Annotated in this window: 19 protein-coding genes; 17 read left to right on the top strand and 2 right to left on the bottom strand. The window is 46.5% G+C overall.

Going from position 1 to position 18,959, the window contains the following annotated elements; all coding sequences use genetic code 11:
* The first annotated feature begins 146 nt into the window (after positions 1–146).
* The 3 genes from ACM64D_RS05690 to ACM64D_RS05680 all read left to right on the top strand — a co-directional run bounded on the left by ACM64D_RS05690 (position 147) and on the right by ACM64D_RS05680 (position 2,435).
* Positions 147–458: a hypothetical protein gene (locus ACM64D_RS05690; protein WP_415062225.1), complete on the top strand. Its 312-nt coding sequence runs from the start codon at positions 147–149 to the stop codon at positions 456–458.
* A gap of 135 nt (positions 459–593) precedes the next feature.
* The gene (locus tag ACM64D_RS05685) at positions 594–1,301 is read left to right on the top strand and encodes a murein transglycosylase (RefSeq protein ID WP_415062224.1); all 708 of its coding nucleotides are present in this window, start codon (positions 594–596) and stop codon (positions 1,299–1,301) included.
* A gap of 93 nt (positions 1,302–1,394) precedes the next feature.
* Entirely contained in the window at positions 1,395–2,435 is a 1,041-nt protein-coding gene (locus ACM64D_RS05680; RefSeq protein WP_415062223.1) for an alpha/beta hydrolase, read from the top strand.
* Here ACM64D_RS05680 and ACM64D_RS05675 read toward each other — a convergent pair.
* Together ACM64D_RS05675 and ACM64D_RS05670 are read right to left on the bottom strand one after the other, a co-directional pair.
* Entirely contained in the window at positions 2,416–3,669 is a 1,254-nt protein-coding gene (locus tag ACM64D_RS05675) for a hypothetical protein (protein ID WP_415062222.1), read from the bottom strand. The genes ACM64D_RS05680 and ACM64D_RS05675 overlap by 20 nt on opposite strands.
* A gap of 95 nt (positions 3,670–3,764) precedes the next feature.
* A complete protein-coding gene (locus ACM64D_RS05670; protein WP_415062221.1) occupies positions 3,765–4,754 on the bottom strand; it encodes a hypothetical protein in 990 nt (329 codons plus the stop codon).
* 198 nt (positions 4,755–4,952) lie between these two features.
* Between ACM64D_RS05670 and ACM64D_RS05665 the strand changes: the two genes are divergently transcribed.
* From ACM64D_RS05665 to ACM64D_RS05600, 14 genes are all read left to right on the top strand, one after another.
* Positions 4,953–5,330 carry a DUF488 domain-containing protein gene (locus ACM64D_RS05665; RefSeq protein ID WP_415062220.1) on the top strand — a complete coding sequence of 126 codons (378 nt, stop codon included), beginning with the start codon at positions 4,953–4,955 and terminating at the stop codon, positions 5,328–5,330.
* 12 nt (positions 5,331–5,342) lie between these two features.
* Positions 5,343–5,978: a hypothetical protein gene (locus ACM64D_RS05660; RefSeq protein ID WP_415062219.1), complete on the top strand. Its 636-nt coding sequence runs from the start codon at positions 5,343–5,345 to the stop codon at positions 5,976–5,978.
* 38 nt (positions 5,979–6,016) lie between these two features.
* Positions 6,017–6,955, top strand: coding sequence for an N-acetylmuramoyl-L-alanine amidase-like domain-containing protein (locus ACM64D_RS05655; protein ID WP_415062218.1), 939 nt, complete (start codon positions 6,017–6,019; stop codon positions 6,953–6,955).
* Positions 6,956–7,454: 499 nt separating this feature from the next.
* A complete protein-coding gene (locus tag ACM64D_RS05650) occupies positions 7,455–8,279 on the top strand; it encodes a flagellin (protein ID WP_415062217.1) in 825 nt (274 codons plus the stop codon).
* 1,253 nt (positions 8,280–9,532) lie between these two features.
* On the top strand, positions 9,533–10,366 hold the full coding sequence (locus ACM64D_RS05645) for a flagellin (RefSeq protein WP_415062216.1): 834 nt from the start codon (positions 9,533–9,535) through the stop codon (positions 10,364–10,366).
* Between the two features lie 211 nt (positions 10,367–10,577).
* Positions 10,578–10,952, top strand: a complete 375-nt coding sequence (locus ACM64D_RS05640) for a hypothetical protein (RefSeq protein WP_415062215.1) — start codon at positions 10,578–10,580, stop codon at positions 10,950–10,952.
* A gap of 172 nt (positions 10,953–11,124) precedes the next feature.
* On the top strand, positions 11,125–12,492 hold the full coding sequence (gene fliD / locus ACM64D_RS05635) for a flagellar filament capping protein FliD (RefSeq protein ID WP_415062214.1): 1,368 nt from the start codon (positions 11,125–11,127) through the stop codon (positions 12,490–12,492).
* A 34-nt stretch (positions 12,493–12,526) separates the two neighbouring features.
* A complete protein-coding gene (fliS, locus tag ACM64D_RS05630) occupies positions 12,527–12,928 on the top strand; it encodes a flagellar export chaperone FliS (protein WP_415062213.1) in 402 nt (133 codons plus the stop codon).
* Between the two features lie 17 nt (positions 12,929–12,945).
* Complete coding sequence (locus tag ACM64D_RS05625; protein ID WP_415062212.1) at positions 12,946–13,371, top strand: hypothetical protein; 426 nt, start codon at positions 12,946–12,948, stop codon at positions 13,369–13,371.
* Positions 13,372–13,516: 145 nt separating this feature from the next.
* Positions 13,517–14,566: a tetratricopeptide repeat protein gene (locus ACM64D_RS05620; RefSeq protein ID WP_415062211.1), complete on the top strand. Its 1,050-nt coding sequence runs from the start codon at positions 13,517–13,519 to the stop codon at positions 14,564–14,566.
* 7 nt (positions 14,567–14,573) lie between these two features.
* The gene (locus ACM64D_RS05615; protein WP_415062210.1) at positions 14,574–15,179 is read left to right on the top strand and encodes a hypothetical protein; all 606 of its coding nucleotides are present in this window, start codon (positions 14,574–14,576) and stop codon (positions 15,177–15,179) included.
* Complete coding sequence (locus tag ACM64D_RS05610; protein ID WP_415062209.1) at positions 15,179–16,753, top strand: glycosyltransferase family 9 protein; 1,575 nt, start codon at positions 15,179–15,181, stop codon at positions 16,751–16,753. Before ACM64D_RS05615 ends, ACM64D_RS05610 begins: the two co-directional genes overlap by 1 nt.
* Positions 16,754–16,809: 56 nt before the next feature.
* Positions 16,810–18,267 carry a glycosyltransferase family 9 protein gene (locus ACM64D_RS05605; protein ID WP_415062208.1) on the top strand — a complete coding sequence of 486 codons (1,458 nt, stop codon included), beginning with the start codon at positions 16,810–16,812 and terminating at the stop codon, positions 18,265–18,267.
* Positions 18,254–18,937 carry a hypothetical protein gene (locus ACM64D_RS05600; protein WP_415062207.1) on the top strand — a complete coding sequence of 228 codons (684 nt, stop codon included), beginning with the start codon at positions 18,254–18,256 and terminating at the stop codon, positions 18,935–18,937. Before ACM64D_RS05605 ends, ACM64D_RS05600 begins: the two co-directional genes overlap by 14 nt.
* Positions 18,938–18,959 lie beyond the last annotated feature (22 nt).

Genomic DNA, 18,959 nt, shown 5'->3' with positions numbered 1-18,959 from the left:
CTGAGTGACGCCCTTCTCATGTACGAAAGTGTGGTTATTTTTGAGCCTCCAAGAGGTCGACATCAGTATCGTGAAGGGCGAGGCTCTGGTTCTTGACAGTCCGTGGCCTCCCGCCTAAGTCTGGAGGTCGAAAAGAGGAGGTCTTTATGTTTCGTAGAGTTTTGGTTCCGGCCCTTTTTCTGATGGTGCAGTCCTTTTCGGCAGTCACATTTGCCGAGGAGATCTGTGATGAAAAAAATCAACAGACAGCCTTGGAGGCTGTGGTATCTCTTTTTGGTGACGTTAAAGGTCTTCAGTCTATTGATTATTATCCGATCGCTCAGGGCGGAACTATTCAGCTGAGCTTTTGTGATAAAAAAACCTATAAGATGCTGCAGGCCGTGTTTACACAGAAAGACTATTACTTGTTCTCCTGTCCTGTAAAAATGGGACTTATTCTAAACTGCCCTGCGAATTAATCACGGGGTGAGCGTAAGTCCCTGTCCATTGCTTTGACATCTATGAAGTCTTTGCAATGAGAGCTTGTATTTATCCTACCTCCCCGGATTTAGAGGGCAAAGTTTGCTATAAAGGGGGGAAAGGAGGAATAAAAAGTGACTTGGTTTGCCCGCGCAATTCTTTTGCTTCCCTTCTTCCTTTCATCTTGTGCGGTATCTAAAGATGCTGAGGGGCTTTCTATGAGCCCCACCATATACTACAAGCCCACTATTCATCAGAAGCAGGCTCATTGTTCCGCAAATACATTGCGAGATCTTCTTTCGCCGGAGGGGCACACCTTGGTGACCTTGTGTGAAAGTGACTATAAAAAGTGTCTCATGCAGGGGTCCTGCTTTGTGGATGATGGAGAGAACATCACTTCCTACAATTACCATTCAACAAAAGAGGGTCTGCCTCGATTTGTTGAGGTGGACCTGAATGTGTGCCCCTATGGATATGGGGTTCGCAATAGCTGCTTGGACCCCTATTTTTCAGCCGCCGCCGATTTGAAGTTTTATAAAGCGGGTGATGTCATTTTTATTCCTCGCCTTGTCGGGGCCGTGATGCCTAACGGAGAGGAGCATGATGGTTTTGTCATCATTCGAGACTCAGGGGGCGGAGTCGTAGGGGCGGATCGTTTTGATTTTTTCACTGGCTTTTATGATCATCTTTCGAAGCAAAACACCCTGGCTCGTTTGGGCTTTGGCGACCCTAAGAATCGTTTTGAATTCCGTCTGGCAACTGAGGAAGAAGCCCGGGCCGCACGGGAGCGCCGCAATTATCCTGGCCTTAAAAAGTCGGTATTGGCTGACGGGGCCCTTTAGAGTTTTCATTCTACATAATTTTTTTGCGTTCTTGGAGTGGCTCTGTTAACTCTCGGGCGACGTAGAAATTCTATTTCGTGGCAGGGTAAAGTTATGATGAAAAAATGGGTTCTTTTATTCTCACTTCTTTTTGTTTCTTCCCTCTCTTTGGCCGAGATCCGACATCTTCGTTTGGGGCCTGGGAAGGTGATTGCCTACGAAACTATTTTTCAAAAAATGGATGCTCCTACCTTGATCCTTCTTCCCGGTGTGAATCGTTCTTTGAACTCCTCCGACCGTTCCGTGCGCATGTTAGCTGATTTGGGTTGGAATTTAGTTATGCCATCTTTAAGTGCGCATCCCTTATCGATTCAGGGGCTGAAGAGCTCTGAAACGCCGTATTTTGTTTTGGATAATCGAACTCGTGCTAAAGAGTTTGCAAAGGACATTGAAGAGCTGGTCGCTTATTTGGGTGTTAAGAAAAGCATTCCAGTCACTTTGTCTTACAGTTCCTCAGTGGGTGCTTTTTTAGATCCCGAATTGTTTCCTCACGTCATTGAAACAGTTCCTTTGGGAACGGCCACAGAGGCCAATCCGGAGGCTGCGAAAAATGCGGAGTTATGGGAGAACTGGTTGCGCCTCAATCCTTTTATGGCTCCGATTTGGATTCGTCAGTTCCGCGATCAGGCTTACACCACTCATTGGAGCAAAACGGTTGATGAGAACTTAAAAGCGGACCCCGAGTTTTACGGTGAGAATCCTCGTGTTTCCGATATCAAGGCGGGGTATGTGACGATCGCCCGCGCGGTAGAAGATTTTGATCTGACACAATGGAAATTTGACTCAGAAAAACGCACTCGTGATTTTGTCTTTGCCGGCAAAGAAAATGAAGAGCGTTTAAAAAATCAAATTGAGGCCGTGAAAAGCTATTTGGCCAGCGGAAAGCCGGTTCGTGTTCTGGTCGTGGAAAATGCGGGGCATATCTTGCCGTCGGATCAGCCGCGAATTTACGCAAGTGCCATCAGTTTGTTGGCGTCTCAACCTCGCCAAGGCTCTGTCCAGTTTGCGGTGGTTCGCTCCGCGGAAAGCATCGCGACCCTTCGTTGGCAGGGCCGCGCAGAACTTGAATCGTGGCTTAAAGAGAACCAACGTTAAGCATGAAAGTCATGCCTCGGAGGGGCTTCTCCATGTCGGTGAGGATCTCGTTCCAGGTTGGATTGTCGTTCACCTTAAAAAGCTGTCTATAGAAGGCCTTGTGAATCGGGGCCTCATACGAGAAGTAGCTGGCCAGACCGTTGGTCAAAATATCGATCTTTCCCTTGGTCTTTTGTTCTTCGAACATTGAAAGATAATACGAATAGCTTGAACATCCATCAAAGAAGAAGATCTGGCGTTTACTTGCGTTGAACTCCAAGGGGCCGGTTTTTTCTTCCAAAGACCCGATATCAAGATTTCCGCCAAGACCTGAGTGACCTGCATAGATAATGACGTCGGCGTTCTTGACGGCGTTTTTAAAGAACTTTGCAAAGGTGACATTCTTGCTGGCTATGGCGGTTTCGGCAAGAAGACGAGTCACGCGGATATGAACAACAGAACCATCACTCTTACGAACACTCTTATCGAATTGGTGAACCGGGCGGTTGAGGTAGCGGGCGATGATGGTTTCTTCAAAACCCAGTCCTCTTAGCCAGTTGTTGATTTCGTCAAAGCTAAGCCGACCGTCATCCATTTTATCCCGAGCACTTTCAGAGAAGCCATTGATCGTCGTTATTTGAAAGAGCTCTCCGTTCCCGTTGTCCCCGCGAACTTCTTCGAGGGCGGAATCGGCATCTTCAATTTGTTTTTTCAACGGAGATATTGTGACAGTCACAGGTGATGCCAAAGGAGACTCGCGAAGAAACTCACAACCTTTGCGGAAGGGGTCATAGAAATACCAGAAGTCACCATAACCCGAGTAGTGTTCATCGGTGCATTTCTCATCATAGAAGCTGTCGAGATCTGCAGGAAGAGTGATTTGCCAAGAGCCCTTTTTAAGAAGCTCTGTTGCGGCCTTTTTATTTAAAAGGAGAACTCCAGAGACCTTATAAGCAATGGTGCGAATGCCTGAAGACTTTCTGTTTTTTAAAATCTCATAACTTAACGGGAGCCGAGGGGCTCCCACTCCCAGGGTGCGATTGTTGACTCCAAAGGAAGAAACAATCGAGGGGGATTGTAGATATCCAAAGAGATGTTGGGCGTGAGAGTCCGCCAAGGTTACGGGATCCAAAGAGTCACTGGTTTGAAATTCTGCTGAATAGGTGAAGCGCACTTCAAGAGAGCTTGGGGAAAGGACGGTCGCTTGTGCCGACAGGGCTCCGAAGAGCAGAAAAAAGGCGAGAGATTTCATCATAGGACCTCCTACTTTTGTTCAGAGGTCGTTCTAGGAGCCTCTGAAAGCCCTGTCAATCAGGGGCCTTCAGGGAGTGTCATTCTTTCACTGGGCTTTTAGAATACGGCGTTTAAGGAGGCCGCGAACCAGTATTGGATGTCCAGGCGGATGTCATCTTTGTTGATGGCACCTTGCCAGAAGGGGATTCCGGCCTCAAGGCTTGCGGAATATCGCGAATAGTTAGGGCTTTGTAACTTAGCTAAAATGCTGGCGTCCCATGAGATCTGAGGAGCGTGGTAGTACTGATGGCCATCTCCGCGGATCGAGGTGTCTACGGGAGAAACATAGTTATTGAAACGCTCATACTTATCGTCGTGACCATCAATCGCTCCGCGGGCTTTATAGCTTAATTGTGCGCCAAGATTGAAATAAGAAGTCAGTTGGTACTTGCTGTTGAGGTGAGCTTGAAGCTCATTGCCGAAGGCATAACCACGGGCGTTTTTACCTCCACGCACGGTGATTTGCCCACGAGCCGAAGACACCCACTGATCAACGCTGTAGTTGTAAGTGGAGCCAAGAATCAGATCTGGTGTGCCTGAACCCAATTGCATATTGTAAGCGGCTCTTTGTGTGGGAGCAGAGGTGAAGTACTCATCGGTGCTTCCCGTGGGGAGAGTGACACTGATGTCATACATCAGAAGGTGTCTTTCCTCAGCCCACAGAGGACTTAGACCCATCAAACGGATGTCGCCTAAACCTTCCGTATAGTCGCGTGTTTTGAAGTTAAGCCCGGCAGGAGTGGGCTCGTAAATAGTCTCCACCATGTTTTTGATGTACGGAGCAAATGCCAAGAAAGTCCATTGAGGGCTGTAGAGCCATGTGGCCGTCGCCAGGTGAAGATCTACGGTGGAGGCATCGAATTTATAGATGCGTGTGTTGGCGGTGTTTTCACCTTGCAAAGAGTATTTGTAATAGCTGTAAGTGAACACCCATGATGGTCCGGCCTGTGTGGAGGTCGTTGTAACCTCTTCAGCGAGGACATGCTGGGTGTTAAATAAACTAAGAAATGCAAAGGCACTGACGAGTGCGCAGATTGATTTTTTCAAGAGACCCCTCCTGTGTAGAGAATCGTGGCCCGATAGAACTGATTTTCTCTGTTTTTCGTCAAGATAATTCCGAATTATTTCATAGAGCATTTACTCTATAATACGAGGGGGCGGAGGCTTTCTTGTTCATTCACAATGTATTGGGATTCTGTGGCGGCCTTTCTATCCTCGTAATTTATAATTATTGGGGAGGTTTGTATGGTCAAAATCAAACGTGTCTACGAAGCCGAGAGCAGGGGAGATGGCTACCGAGTTTTAGTGGATCGCCTTTGGCCACGGGGTGTGAAAAAGTCTGAATTGAAATTTGATGAGTGGCCGAAGGAGATCTGTCCCAGCACAGAAATCCGCAAGGCCTTTGCTCACGACCCAGGCAAATTTTCGGAGTTCCGTACTAAGTATAAAAAGGAACTGAGGAGTGTCGAGGCTTCTCATAAACTTGTTGATCTTTCGAAGCGCGCTCGTCGGCACAATGTCACTTTGTTGTATGCGGCTCACGATGAAAAGATCAACCATGCGATCATTCTTAAAGAGGTTCTGGATTCCTTGATGGAAGACAAGGAGGCTTCGCTAGGGTGACAATTTGGGGCTATGCCTAAATGTTTAACGGAGCGTCTTGAGTCGCTCTGCGCTGTCGTTTCCATCATTGCGGCACCAAACTTGTATCAATCGGAGCGCGAGGAAACAGCAATGAAAAAGATATTCTTATCCATCCTAGTGTTATTGGTTGTGGCCTTTGAGGGCCACGCGGACCCTTCATTTTCTAGTCGATATGACTTTGTGGCCTTCCATGAAAAACTGAGTAAAAGAGACGTGATCAATTTCCAAGAACAACAAAGGTTGGCAGGACTGATTCAGGAGGCGTTTCAAAGGGATCTTTTGCCTGCGCTTTTGATCGAGGTTCCGGTTTCCTCTGCAGGGGTCTATACAAATCTTGATGGAGTGGCCCTGACGTCGGCGAGCAGCAAAACTTTGGAGATCCGTCATGCCGCGAATGAGTTTATTCAAAATCCGGAAGAGGTGTTTATAAAGGATTTCTGGAAGGTGATGCTCGACAACCCGAAGGTGAAAAGCGTTCGCTTGATTTTGAATGCTCCATTGCAGGTTCGACAATCCGGCCAGGAGGGGCTGGCAAAGGCGCGCCTGGATTTCTTAGCTCAATTAGAGCAGAAACTTTTTTTAGTGAATCAAAATGAGGTCAGACCTTTTTGTCACAATCAGTTTTAAGTGTTTGTGAGTCCGAATTTGCACGTGTGAGGTGTGGAATGAAAAAATCTCTTCTGGCGGCCGTGATAGTGGCCAGCCTGATGCCGATGGGATCTTTGGCTTTGGCGGTGGAAACCACTGTCCAAGAGCCTTCTCGCGCACAAACGGAAGAGGCTTTGTCTTTGCTGTATAGAAATTCTTTGGAAAGTCAGTGGACGGCGAAGTCCACATCGTCGAACGCATCTCGTATTGAATATTTCTCTAAATTGTTTTTGCAGAAAAAAAGTCCTTATCTTGTGGACCCTTTGGGTGAGGGGGAGAGTGGAGAACTCAGTCGCAAACCTCTTTATCGCTTTGACGGATTTGATTGCACGACATTTGTGGAGACGGTTTTAGCATTGGCTTTGTCACAAAGCCCTGAGGAGTTTCGTCGCACGATAGATCAGATTCGCTATAAAGATGGTCGAGTGTCCTATGAAACTCGCAATCATTTTTCTAGCATCGACTGGATTCCGAATAACACCCACGCGGGATTCGTGAAAGATATCACGGGGGCCATTGCGGGAGCTCAGACGAAATGGTCACAAACCTGGATCGAGAAGGATCAGTGGTTCCGTTTTAAGGGAGAAGGGTACCAACACTTGAGCCGTCACTTTGGCAAGGTGCTGGCGGAGATTCCTTATGTCGCCAAAGAAGATCTCTTGGCAAATCCGGATCTGGTAAAGCGCATTCCCTCGGGAGCGATTTTTCATGTGGTGAGACCGAGTTGGGATCTCAAAAAAGCCATTGGAACAAAACTGGATGTTTCTCATCAGGGATTTTTGATTCGTGAGAAGGGTGTGCTTTACATGATTCACGCAAGCAATGGGGCTTCTCGAGATGGTAGCGACAATGAGAAGCGTGTGAAGAAAGAGCCTCTGACTGAGTATGTGCAAAGAGTGATGATGGCATCGCCCTCAACAGCGGGGATGAATCTTCTCTCGGTTCAGAGTCGTTAGGGATCCAATAAGTGTAACATAAGTCTTTGATAAAACATCGCTTTCACGGCCTTGGTCGAGGCCTTCCTGGACCTTAGTCGTAAAAATTTTTAGACCTTAATATCCAGTAAAATCAATAATTAGACGCGTCAAGGTAAAAAATCCTAGACCTAAGCCCTAAAGTTTTCTGGACCATGGTCCGAATAGTTTGCTGTTACTTGTTGGGAAGAAAAGTTGCGGCTTAGGACCTCCTCCAAAAAAGCTCTCCCCAGAGAGCTCCTCAAAGGAAATACCTCCGTCGGCAATGGGCCCTCGAAGATCGGGACAGTCACCCTGATCCCGAGGGACCTTTCCAACCTAAATTTAAAAAATTGAATTTTAAGAGTTAGTAAAAACAAACAATCGATCACGGGACGTTGACGGGATTCTGGATGTTCTAAAGGTAAGTGGTGCTACCTTGGTCCAATCTAAATTCCACACAAATCAGCGGCAGTGATCTTAAATCCCTTAGGAGGTTCTTATGGGCTTAAGAATTGCTACCAACACCGCATCTATCGCAGCACAACGTGTGCTATCTAAACAACAAAAACGAGCGGAACATTCGGCGCAAGCTTTGGCGTCAGGGTCTCGCATCGTAAACGCCGCCGACGACGCCGCCGGTTTGGCGATTTCAGAAAACTTTAAAGGACAATTAAAAGGTATCGCAGCCGCCCGAAACAACGCCAACAACGCGATTTCATTCTCGCAAGTGGGTGAGGGCGGACTCAGTGAGATGTCGAATATCTTGATTCGTCTGCGCGAATTGGGAGTGCAAGCTGCATCAGATACTGTGAGTGATACCGAGCGGGGATTCCTCAATAACGAAGCTCAGCAGTTGATCCAAGAGGCGGACCGTATTGCGAAGACGACCACATTTGGTAACACGAAACTTCTGGATGGAAGTGGCGGAAAACTTGAGTTCCATGTGGGAGCGTATGGTGGTGAGGAAAATATTATTTCTTTTGATTTTGATGCCGATGCGACGACCAGTGCGCTAGGTATTTCAGGAATCGCCGTCGGAGATAAGAGTGACGCGCGGGACACCTTGGAGGCCGTGGATGAAGCGATCTTGAAGGTGGGTTCATTGCGAGCGAACTTCGGTGCAATGCAATCGCGCCTGGAATCGACGGTCAGTAACTTAGATGTTTCTTATGAAAACTTGTCAGCGGCGAACTCTCGCATTCGCGATACAGATATCGCGAAAGAAACAGCAGAGATGGCTTCAGCGAGTATCTTACAGAACACGGCAGTGTCAGTCCTCGCACAGGCGAACCAACTGCCAAACGTGGCTCTGAAACTAGTATAATTTTTTAAGACTTTACATTCACTTTATATACGAATGTCGGAAGGGACCTGTTCTGGGATACGGTCTCTTTCGAGAAGAGGGGTCGCCCACATATACTCCTCGTCTTAAGCCCACCCCGGGAGCCCCTGCTCCCGGGGATTTTCGAAGGTGCCTGGTGACTTATTCTGTCTACAGTGCATTACCTTCAAGCCAAGATGGGCGAGAGTTGTGTCTGGGCAATTTAAACACTCCCTTTCTTAAAGCATTCTGAACCTCCCCCCAACATTCTTTATCTGGTCGGGTATTTAACCATTTTAGTGTTTCTAGTTTTGACTCCGCAGTCGTCCAATTCAAATCATCCAATATGGGCACCGTGATCGGCGCACATCCAATCAGACCTTTCAAGGTTGAAAAGGGATAGTCTTCAACTCGCTGGCAAAGTCCTGCTTCGACAGGGTTTCGATACACATACTTATATGCGTGTAGATAGTAGAGCGGGTCGGTAAGTAGACTTCGATGGAATCGACTTCCGTAGGTGACATTGAGCCGATCACTTAGCAAACGGAGATCCCTTCCGGATTCGGCCATAAAAAAACGCATTGCTGAACTTAAATTTCCTTCCGGCGCTCTGACGATGAGATGGAAGTGATTACTCATAAGTGTGAATGCGTGAATACGTAATCCGTAGGCGAGATGCACAAAGTGGAGATGCATGGTCATGATCGACCAAACTTCCTCAAGGTCTTGTGAAAACCAATCGCGATTAATACATCGAGCAGTGATGTGATACGGAAATTCTGAATTACAAACAAATATCTTTCGGCCCATGCCCGTTGTGAATGCAACACGAAGACCACCATCATTCCCAAATATTGAAAAGAGAGCTGTTCGTAATCCGATGATCGGCGCTTTTGTGTCGCACCCCGGTTAGAAAAAGTCACCAGGCACCTTCGGAGGTCGGGATGGACGGTGGTCGGGGCTGGACCTTGGTATTGGAATTTGCTGGTTTATGGTCTGTTTTTCACTACGTAAGTCTAGTTTAGGCTGGATGATGGTCTAGTTCTGCAGGACCCGACTAAAGCCTTCCAAGACCTCGCCGAAAGGTATGTCACAAGCAACGACGAAACCAAGTCGAAAGCTCTTGAGAACCTCAAATGGAGTGACTGCCAAATGAGAATTCGCTTGCAGGGAGCCCAGACAAAAGTGGAGTCACCAACAAGTAACAACAGGCTTGCCTAAGTAGGTATAAGGCGGCCGCATAATGGAGGTCCCAAATGGGAATGAGAATTTCTACTAACGTATCTGCGATCAACGCTCAGAGAACTATGGTTAACTCTCAGCGCGATATCAGTAAATCAATGTCACAATTGGCATCTGGTTCACGCATCAATAAAGCAGCTGATGATGCTGCGGGATTGGCGATCAGTGAAAACTTGAAATCGCAAATCAGATCATTGGGTCAAGCTGGCCGTAACGCCAACGATGGTATCTCAATGGTGCAAACTGCTGAAGGTGGTTTGAGTGAAATTTCTAACATCCTGACTCGTATGAGAGAATTGGGTGTTCAAGCATCTTCTGATACAGTAGGTGAGTCGGAGCGCGGCTTCCTCGATAAAGAGGTTCAACAATTAAAAGCAGAAGCGCAACGTATCACGCAAACAACTCGCTTTGGTACTACTAAACTTCTTGATGGTTCTGGCGACAAATTTGATTTCCAAGTAGGTATCAATAATGACGCTGAATCTGACAGAATTTCCTTCAACGCTGGTGAAACTGACGCAACGATCGACTCTTTGGGAATTGCAAGTTTTGACTTCTCTTCTAAAGAGGGTGCTCAAGATGCTCTGGAGCAAGTCGATAAAGCTCAGTCTCAAGTGAATGGTTACCGTGCAAGTCTCGGTGCCCTTCAAAACAGATTGCAATCTACAGTCGACAACTTGGGTGTTCAACATGAGAACATCTCTGCCGCGAACTCTCGTATCCGCGATACTGACGTAGCAGCAGCTTCTGCAGAAGCAACACGTAACCAAGTTCTTTTGCAAGCCAACACCAGTGTCTTGGCGCAAGCGAACTCAATGCCAAACGCAGCATTGAAATTGATTGGTTAATTTGATTAAGAAATAAAGAGTTTTACCTGAGAGGGCACCTCCGTTCCCTCTCGGTACCAACCTACCCAGGAAGATTATGTCTTCCTGGGGTACTACGTTTTCTCCTCTAGAGAAATCTTCAGAAGTGGTTTCGCGGGGGAAGAGTCTATCAAAGGCTTTACTTTAGTCCGGCATTTAAGTTTCATAACGAGAAATCCGATAAGAACCTCGTATGAATATCAAAGGATTTATCCCTAACATTCTTCCCAACACTGAGGTTCGCTCCGTCGAAACCATTGGAAAGACCATTAAGTCCGATGAGACCCATGATCGCGATGCCAACGGGCAAGAAACTTACAGTGGACAACAGCAGCAGCGAGAACCGATGACAGAGGAGCAGCTCGAAAGAGCCATGGAGCACCTGCGCAGTCTTCCCGCTATGAAAGAACACAAGTGGACCGTCCATCTTGAGAATGAAGATGGAGTGCGCTTTGTGATCGTCAAAGATAATTTGGGAGCGGTGATTCGACGAATTCCCGAGTTGGAACTGTGGAGTTTACCTACAGATAACTCTCCCAGAGGACAGTTGCTGAAGCGTTCTGCTTAATTATTTTTAAGTTCCCAGCATTTGCTTCCTAGATTCACGTCCAGTGAAATGACCTCCTGTCAAAATCCCTGCGGGGTTAATTGCATCTGAGAGCGAAAAACCGCTCTGCTAGCCCTTTCGAGAGACATTTAATTGACTCACGGTCAGTGAATCATTTTGACACAATGGATTCATGGCAGGAATTCGTATCACAGGCATGGCCTCTGGCTTACCACCAAATATCGTCGATCAGCTCATGGATGCTGAACGGATTCCTGTGAAACAAATGGAAGTTCAGAAAACTAAGCAAGAGGACAAACTCAAGCTGGTGACTGACTTAGAGAGCAAAGTGAGTGATATCACCAAGAATCTAGGCGAGCTGACTTCCACCAGCGGATTCATGGATAAGAAGTTTGTTAGTGGTGATCCTAACGTCGTCGAAGGACAGGTGGATCCGCAGACTGCAATCCCTGGAGAATACTCCATCGAAGTGGTGCAGTTGGCGCAAAAGCCTGCGGCGATTTCCAATGGATTTCCCGATAAGGATGAATCTCAGATTGGCGTAGGCTACATCAAGTTCAATACGCCAGAGGGAGAAAAAGAAGTTTATATTAATGGTAACAACTCCACTTTGGAGGGCGTGATGAAACAAATCAACGCGGCCAACGTGGGATTGAAGGCTCAAGTCTTGGAAGATCGAAAAGACAGTGAGAACCCATTTAAACTTTTGATTTCAGGATTAGCGACAGGAAATGACAAGCAGGTGACCTTTCCCAAGATTTATCTTTTGGATGGTGACCAGGATATGTATTTCGATCAATCTCGGGCCGCTCAGAATGCGAAAGTTAAGGTGGATGGGTTTGAGATCGAGTTACCCGACAATAAGTCGACGGATCTAATTCCGGGAGTGACGTTGGATCTAAAGTCTGCGGCTCCAGGGCGTGAGATCCGCATGAGCGTGAAGGAGAACTTAGAGGTCATCAGCGGAAAGATTAAAAGTTTCGTTGATTCCTACAATGCGGCCCTCGAGTTCATCCAGAAGCAAAGTAAGCTACAGGCCGGTGAGGGCAAAAGTCCTCGTCTGGGTCCGTTGGGTGGCGACGGCATGTTGCGCACGATTGAGAACTCTTTGCGCCGAGTGATCCTTAATCCTCAGGTGGGCGTAGAGACCCCCATTCGTCGTATTGGAGAGTTGGGGATCGAATTCAATAGAAACGGAACTTTGAATTTCAGCCAGGATAAGTTCAATAAAGTATTGAATGCCAATCCTCAGGGAGTGGCGGCATTTTTTCGCGGTGATGGTTTTAATACCGGTTTTGTTTCGGGATTGAAAAGAGAGATCGGCAACTTGATGAACGGACAGTTCGGCGTGTTGTCGAATCGAAAAAAAGGTCTGCAAGATCGTATCAATCAAGTGAATGGCCGGATTGAGACTAAAGAGCGTCAACTGGAAAGAAAAGAAGACAGTTTGCGCCGAAAGTTTGCTGATTTGGAACAAAAGATGTCGGACATGCAGGCTCAACAGGCCCGCTTTGCGGCGATGGCTCCAAAAGGGCAATAAAATAGTTATTTTTGAAGTGTGTAGGTGAGGGACTATGAACAAGAATGCTTATCAGAAATATAAAACGACGTCAGTGCAGAGTGCGAGCCGAGAGAAAATTCTTTTGATGCTCTATGAAGGAGCCATCAAATTTACCAAGCTTGCAATTAAGGCTATCGAAGAAAAGAAGATCGCCGACCGCGGAATGAACATTGGTCGTGCGTTCGATATCATTATGGAGCTGAACAACACCTTGGATCACAAGGTTGGCGGTGATGTTGCGGTTCAGTTGGAGCAACTCTATATGTTCATGATGGAGCAGTACACGAAGGCCAATATCTCTGGCGCCGTGGAGCCGCTTCAGGCCAACCTAAAGCTTTTGAATACGCTTTATGACGGCTGGGTTCAAGCAGTTGAAAAATTAAAAACAGAAAACACAGATAAAAAAGTGGGCTAAATTCCTACGGAGGGAACATGACAAGAATTATCACCTTGCTTAACGAAAAAAATCATTACCTCGAAAAGTTCTACTCTTTAAATGAGGTAGAACTTGCGAATTTTGCTCAAGGGCAGTTCGACAATCTAGAGCACTTCTATCAAACGCGCGAAAGAATTTTGGATGTTCTTAAGTACGTCGACGCACAAATTGAAAGAGCCCACGCGGAAGTGGCTCAGGCGGGGACTATTTCTGAGACAGACCGTCGCGATGTTAAGGAAGCCCTCGATATTAAGGATGAATACGTTGCTCGTATCATTGAACAAGACATCCAGGTCTTGGCTTGCATCGAGATGGCGAAAAATTCGATCATCAAAGAATTGCAGGAAGTTCGTCGCAACCGTAAAGCAGTTGGCGGATATAAAACCAAGACCTTTCAAAATCGTTTGAACGAAGAGGTCTAGGAAAAATATTCCTGACAAAATCATGACAGCAAGTTCGGCGAAAGAGTCAAACTCCTGGCTTAACTTGCTTCAGATCCAATAAAACACAAAACGAACCCTTGGCATCTGTGTTGCTCCTAAGAATTCTTCGAGGAGACATATTCAGATGTTGGAAAATCAGATCGTTCAAAGGTCCAGTGAAATTTCTGGAATAAATTCTAGGCCCGAATCTCAAAACGAAGGTTCTGGCAAAATCTATTTTGACCCGCAACAGGCGATCGCCGATTTTGAGGCGGAGTCGCAATCCGAAAAAGAAGTAGCTGCCGTTGATCCTCGCGTAACATCCTATCTTCGTAATGCGCAAGTGTTGATGAAACACAGAGAGTATCCTTTGGCCATGAACTTACTTCGTCAGGCAAGTAACATGGACTCTAAGAATCCGGTCACCTTGAGTCTTTTAGCGACGTGCTTAGAAAAAGCATCTCGTATCCAGGAGGCTTTGATTGTGTGCAAAGCTTTGGCGCAAGTGGATTATGGTTTCGAATCTCTTGGTAGATATGCGACGACTCTTTATAAGTTAGGCCGGGACCAAGAAGCCTTGGATAAATACTACGAGGCCTTGGCAGTTCTGACGGAAGAGAATGAGCATCTCTTTGAAGTTTATAAAAACATGGGCAATATTTTTGTTCGCCAGGGCGATTTTGACGGCGCTGAGGAATATTACAATAAAGCCTATACGCTAAACTCTCAGTCGGATGTTTTGTTGGTGAACTTCGGAACACTGGAAGTACAAAGAAATGATTTCGATAAGTCTCTTTATTGCTTCCGCAAAGCAGTTGAGATTAATCCCGAGAACGACAAAGCTTGGGTGGGACTTGCGATGGTTCACAATCAATTCGGCGATAGCGATTTGGCTTGGGCCAATATTGAAACGGCGATGGATATCAATCCTCAGAATAGAACGGCCGTTCACCTTGCAGCAAGTTGGGGGCTTCGCGACGGAAAGCTTCAGAAGGCTATCGAAGCTCTTCAAACCTATATTTCTTCCGTAGAAGAGGATGAGGATATGTCCTTAGTTTTAATAAATCTTTTCTGCACGTCAGGGCAAGTGGACAAAGCTCTTATCGAGATGGAGCGAGTTTTGTTGTGGAATCCTTCTCATCAGGAAGTTCGTGAGCTCAAAAAGAAAATCTTATCTGCACAGACGGTTGCTTAATATGTCGATGATTACTTTTTCTGAAAACCATGAGTCCTCATTGATTCCCTTTGAAGAAGGAGAGGCTTTGGCCTCGTTGAGAGATCCTCGAGCGGAAGGCTTAAAGTGGGTTTACTCCTTGGGTGCTATTCCCACACCTCATGTTGTCGTGGTTGGTCTGGGCTCCGGATTTCATGTCGCCGCGTTGGCTGATATAGATCCCGAGCTTCAAATCACCGTGGTGGAGTCCCGAGAAGCATTGATTCCTGTATTTCGCTCGCAGTTTCCAGAGTTGGCAGATCGCGTGAATATCGCTGTGGTGCAAGAAGATCAGGATCTTTTTAAAGCAGATTTTTTTCAAGATGTCCTCAATCAACGGTCTTATGTTTTGTCTTTCCGTGAATGTTGGGGTCAGCAGACTTCATTCTTTTCCCAGGTTTTTGCTCATCTCACGGGACGAACTTTGGAATCGGTGAAATATCACTTTGAGGAGTTTGGAATCAACATTAAGGCTTTGTACCTTGAGCCTAATAAGTTGTTGTCGATCAAAGATATTATTCCAGTGGTTGAAGCTTCTGCAATGGTTGAAGAAAAGAAACAAATTTTTCGTATCTTGGGTGAGTTGGTGAAATAATGAAAATTCTGGTGCTTTCCCTTCTTCGTTTGGGCGATATTATCCAGCAGGCTCCATTACTTAAAGGTCTCCGTGAAAAACATCCGGAGGCGGAGATTCATCTTCTTTTGAATAGACAGTTCGCCAGTGTTGAAAAGATTCTTGAGGGCGCTGTTGATCGATATATCTATTTTGATCGTGAGGCTTTGCAGAAGGGCTTAGGGGAGTCGTCTTACAATATTCTTTGGTCTTATACCCAAGTCGAAAAGCTTGTGGGTGAGCTTAATCAAGAATCTTACGATGTGGCGATCAACCTGACGCACAATAAACTGAGCGCTTATTTGATGGGTGTTATTCAGGCTTCTCAGAAGCGAGGTTTGTACCAAGAAGAAGGACGGTTTAAAGGGCTTTCCAACCGTTGGCTTCGCTATTTCAATGATCGTTTTTCGGGAAGTCAAAAATCACTATTTCACTATGTTGAACTTTTGGGAAAAGCATTTGATATTCCTGCGCAAACACCTCTAGCCGCTTCTCGAAAAAAGAACAAACTGGTGTTGCTGCAATGTCTGACCAGTGATTCAAAAAAGAATTGGGGCCTGGAGCGCTATTTTGACTTAAAACGCACCATTGAAGTGTCCTTAGTTGATTATGAAGTTTGTGTATTGGGTGCCTCATTTGAAAGAGAAACACTTCTTAAAGTTTTTTCCGAAAAAGACCTTCTTATCTGCGATTTGCCTGAAGCGCGAAAACATTTGCAAAACGCCGACCTCTTGGTGACTGGCGACACCAGTATTAAACACATGGCGGCCCAAGTGGGAACCCCTATTGTGGAAATTGCCGTTGGCAGCAGCGATCCCTTGAAGACGGGAGCGTATTCGTCTCAGGCTGTGATCATACAGGGCGAGGTGGCCTGTGCACCGTGTTCTCATTCGCAGGCTTGTTCGCAGAATAGTCATCTGTGTGCTGAGGATGTTACGGTAGAGAAAGTATTTGCCGCCGTTTGGGATCAGTTGAGCGGGGAAAAAATTCTTGAGCGCAATTTGTTTCAGACTTTGGAGCGAGCCGTTTGGAGCCTCTATCTGGATAAAGCCCGAAGTGACGTGGAGCCCTTCTATCGTGAGGCCATTGGGGAACTCTTAAGTAAGGTGTCGCTGACAGCTTTAAACGCAGTATTGCCTTCATGGGAGCAACAGTCTTTGGGCTATCGCTCTTGGTTGGAAAAAGCCAAGAGTGTGTTGCCGGCTCGCGAGGTCTTGGCTGCGAAAAGATCCTTTCAGTCTTCCGATGTTTCGGAGTTAATTCTATGCGCCCAAGATATTCTGAAATCAAAAAAAGATGAAGCAGGATACTTCCAAACATTTGTGGAAGCCTTGTTGTCGCGCTTCAGTCAGCCTGTACAAATTTATGACCGAGTGCACGCGGCTTTAATGGAAGTCGAAGAACTGCTCACGATTCGAGAAACTTTTATTCGTCACTTGCAATCTCTCTCCACGGAAGGAGTGTATTATGCAAAAGGAATTGGACAACTATCTATCGGTGGCTTTGAAGAGGCTGGAAAAGGCCTACAGCGAGATCTTGAAGACGCAGAGCTATAATCGCGAAGCAGAACGAGTGCAGCTTCTTAAGGAACTGGTAAAGGAACAAGTTAAAAATGAAAATTCTAGTAATACAGCTCGCTAGACTGGGCGATATTTATATGACTTGGCCTGCTTTGCGGGCTTTGCGTCGGACTTATCCCACAGCAGAGATTCATTTTCTAACGCGACCTCGCTTCGAGGGCGCGGTGGAAGGATTAGATGCCATCAACAAACATTGGACAATGTCGACCAGTACGATTTTGTCCCCGCTCGTGCAGGAAGACGCAGACATTGAAACGTCACTGGCGAGACTAGATCACTTCGTAGACGGCCTGCGGGCTGAAGAATTTGATTGGATTATTAATTTTACATTTTCTCCTGCCTCAAGTTATTTGACTCATGCGCTGACAACTGAAAATACCCGGGTCTCTGGATACACTCGCTTTGCCGACGGGTCGTTGTGTCTTTCTGATGAAATCAGCGCTTACTTTTATGCTCAGGTCGGCTTGGGAAAACCAAATCGTGTGCATGTGGCTGACGTACTGGCCTCAATGATTGACGTTCAGTATGTCGAGTCGGATTGGGCGGCTCCAGTGTTGCCGTGTGCAATTCAAAAATTGCCAGAGCGCTATTTGGTTTTGCATGTGGGCGCAAGTGAGCGGCAGAAGTCCTTGTCTCCATCATCGTGGATCAGGGTCCTTCAGCAGCTTCAAAAAAAATATGCAGACTTGCCGATCGTTTTGATCGGGGCCAATGCCGAAGCCTCTTGGGCCCTTGAGATTCAAAATGGTGTCAAAGGGATGTCGTTTGTAAACCTCGTCGGCCAAACCAAAATCGGTGATTTGTTTGCCGTTATAAAAGGGGCCGATGTTCTTATTGGCTGCGACAGTGCTCCCATTCACATGGCATCTTTGACGGACACCCCGACATTCAACGTGAGTGTGGGTGATGTGAATTATTGGGAGACAGGTCCCAAGGCAACCTTGGGTTTTATCTATCGCGTGGAAACTGAAATGGACCTTGTGCCTGAAAGACTGGGAGAAGTCTTAACACTTCTTTTGGATGGCGAGGTCGCGCCCGAGTTGATTATTCGAGCTGGCGGTCTGGTAAGCTTTGACAAGGTGGAGTCTTCTTCAGAGCGCTTTCAGTGGGAATTGGTTCAAGCATTGTATTTGGGTGGAAAATATCCCGTTGCCGATAAAATGGAGATTCTGCAAGGGGCGATGAAGCTTAATGAAATTAATACCTTTGCAATGGAGCAAATTGCTTTGATTCCTAGCAAAGGTTTGGAATTTATCGGTCCCTTATTGGACCGAGCCGAAGAAGTTATTCAAAATATTAGCCAGTGGGTTCCCGAGCTGAGTCCTCTTATTAGCTGGTATCAGGCGGAAAAGACCCGCATTGGTCCTGGCACTCTCGAGGATATTTGTACTGCAGCTTTGAATGTGCATGAGCGTCTTGCGCGCCATCTTCATGTCTACATTCCTCATGAGGCTCTCAAGGATGAGGAGGTGGGCGATGGAACGCTTTAAGGTGACGGGACAGGAGCTGCGAAATTTCTATAACGGGAATATCGCTTTAGGACGTGTATTCAGTGACATTGAGCAAGATCTTCGTTCCACGAATCAAGTCGTGTGTCGTTATATTATTAACGGCTTAGAGATCGCAGAGGAAGATGAAGCTCGATTTTCAAAAGTAACATTGGAGCAAATCGAAACTTTGGAGTACCTGACGGAAAATAGCCGGGATCTAACAGGCATTGTTTTGCGCGGCTGGATTGAGGCTTTGCCGGAGTTGATTCAAAAGACGGAAAGTCTAGCGCAAAGAATGCGTGTGCAAGGTTTGAGCGGGCTTCTTAAGCCCATTCACGATTTAGTGCAAAACTGTGAGGTCCTTATTGATAGCACCCTCACGATCAAGACCACGATGGGGGATCAATTTTTGGGCTCCAGTCCAGGGGATTGGTACAAGACCGAAGAGTTTAGCAAAAAAACGGTGCTAGAGGCTTTGCGCGCATTGGAAAATAAGGATTTTGTTCTTTTAGCGGATGTCCTAGAGTATGATTTGAACAATATGCTGCAAATGTGGTTGGATCATTTGCGGGTCTTGGAGAAGTCACTTAATGGGGAATACACCGGATCTCATTTCCATTCCGAACAAGCTGGATCCCATTCTATGGGTCGGAAACGTATCGCCAATTAGACTTCCTCATTTCTTTCCTTTT

Origin of the sequence: Bdellovibrio sp., assembly GCF_047637665.1 — a bacterium.
Lineage (GTDB): Bacteria > Bdellovibrionota > Bdellovibrionia > Bdellovibrionales > Bdellovibrionaceae > Bdellovibrio.
Note: the sequence above shows the minus strand (reverse complement) of the source record. Positions and strands in the feature narration are given on the sequence as shown.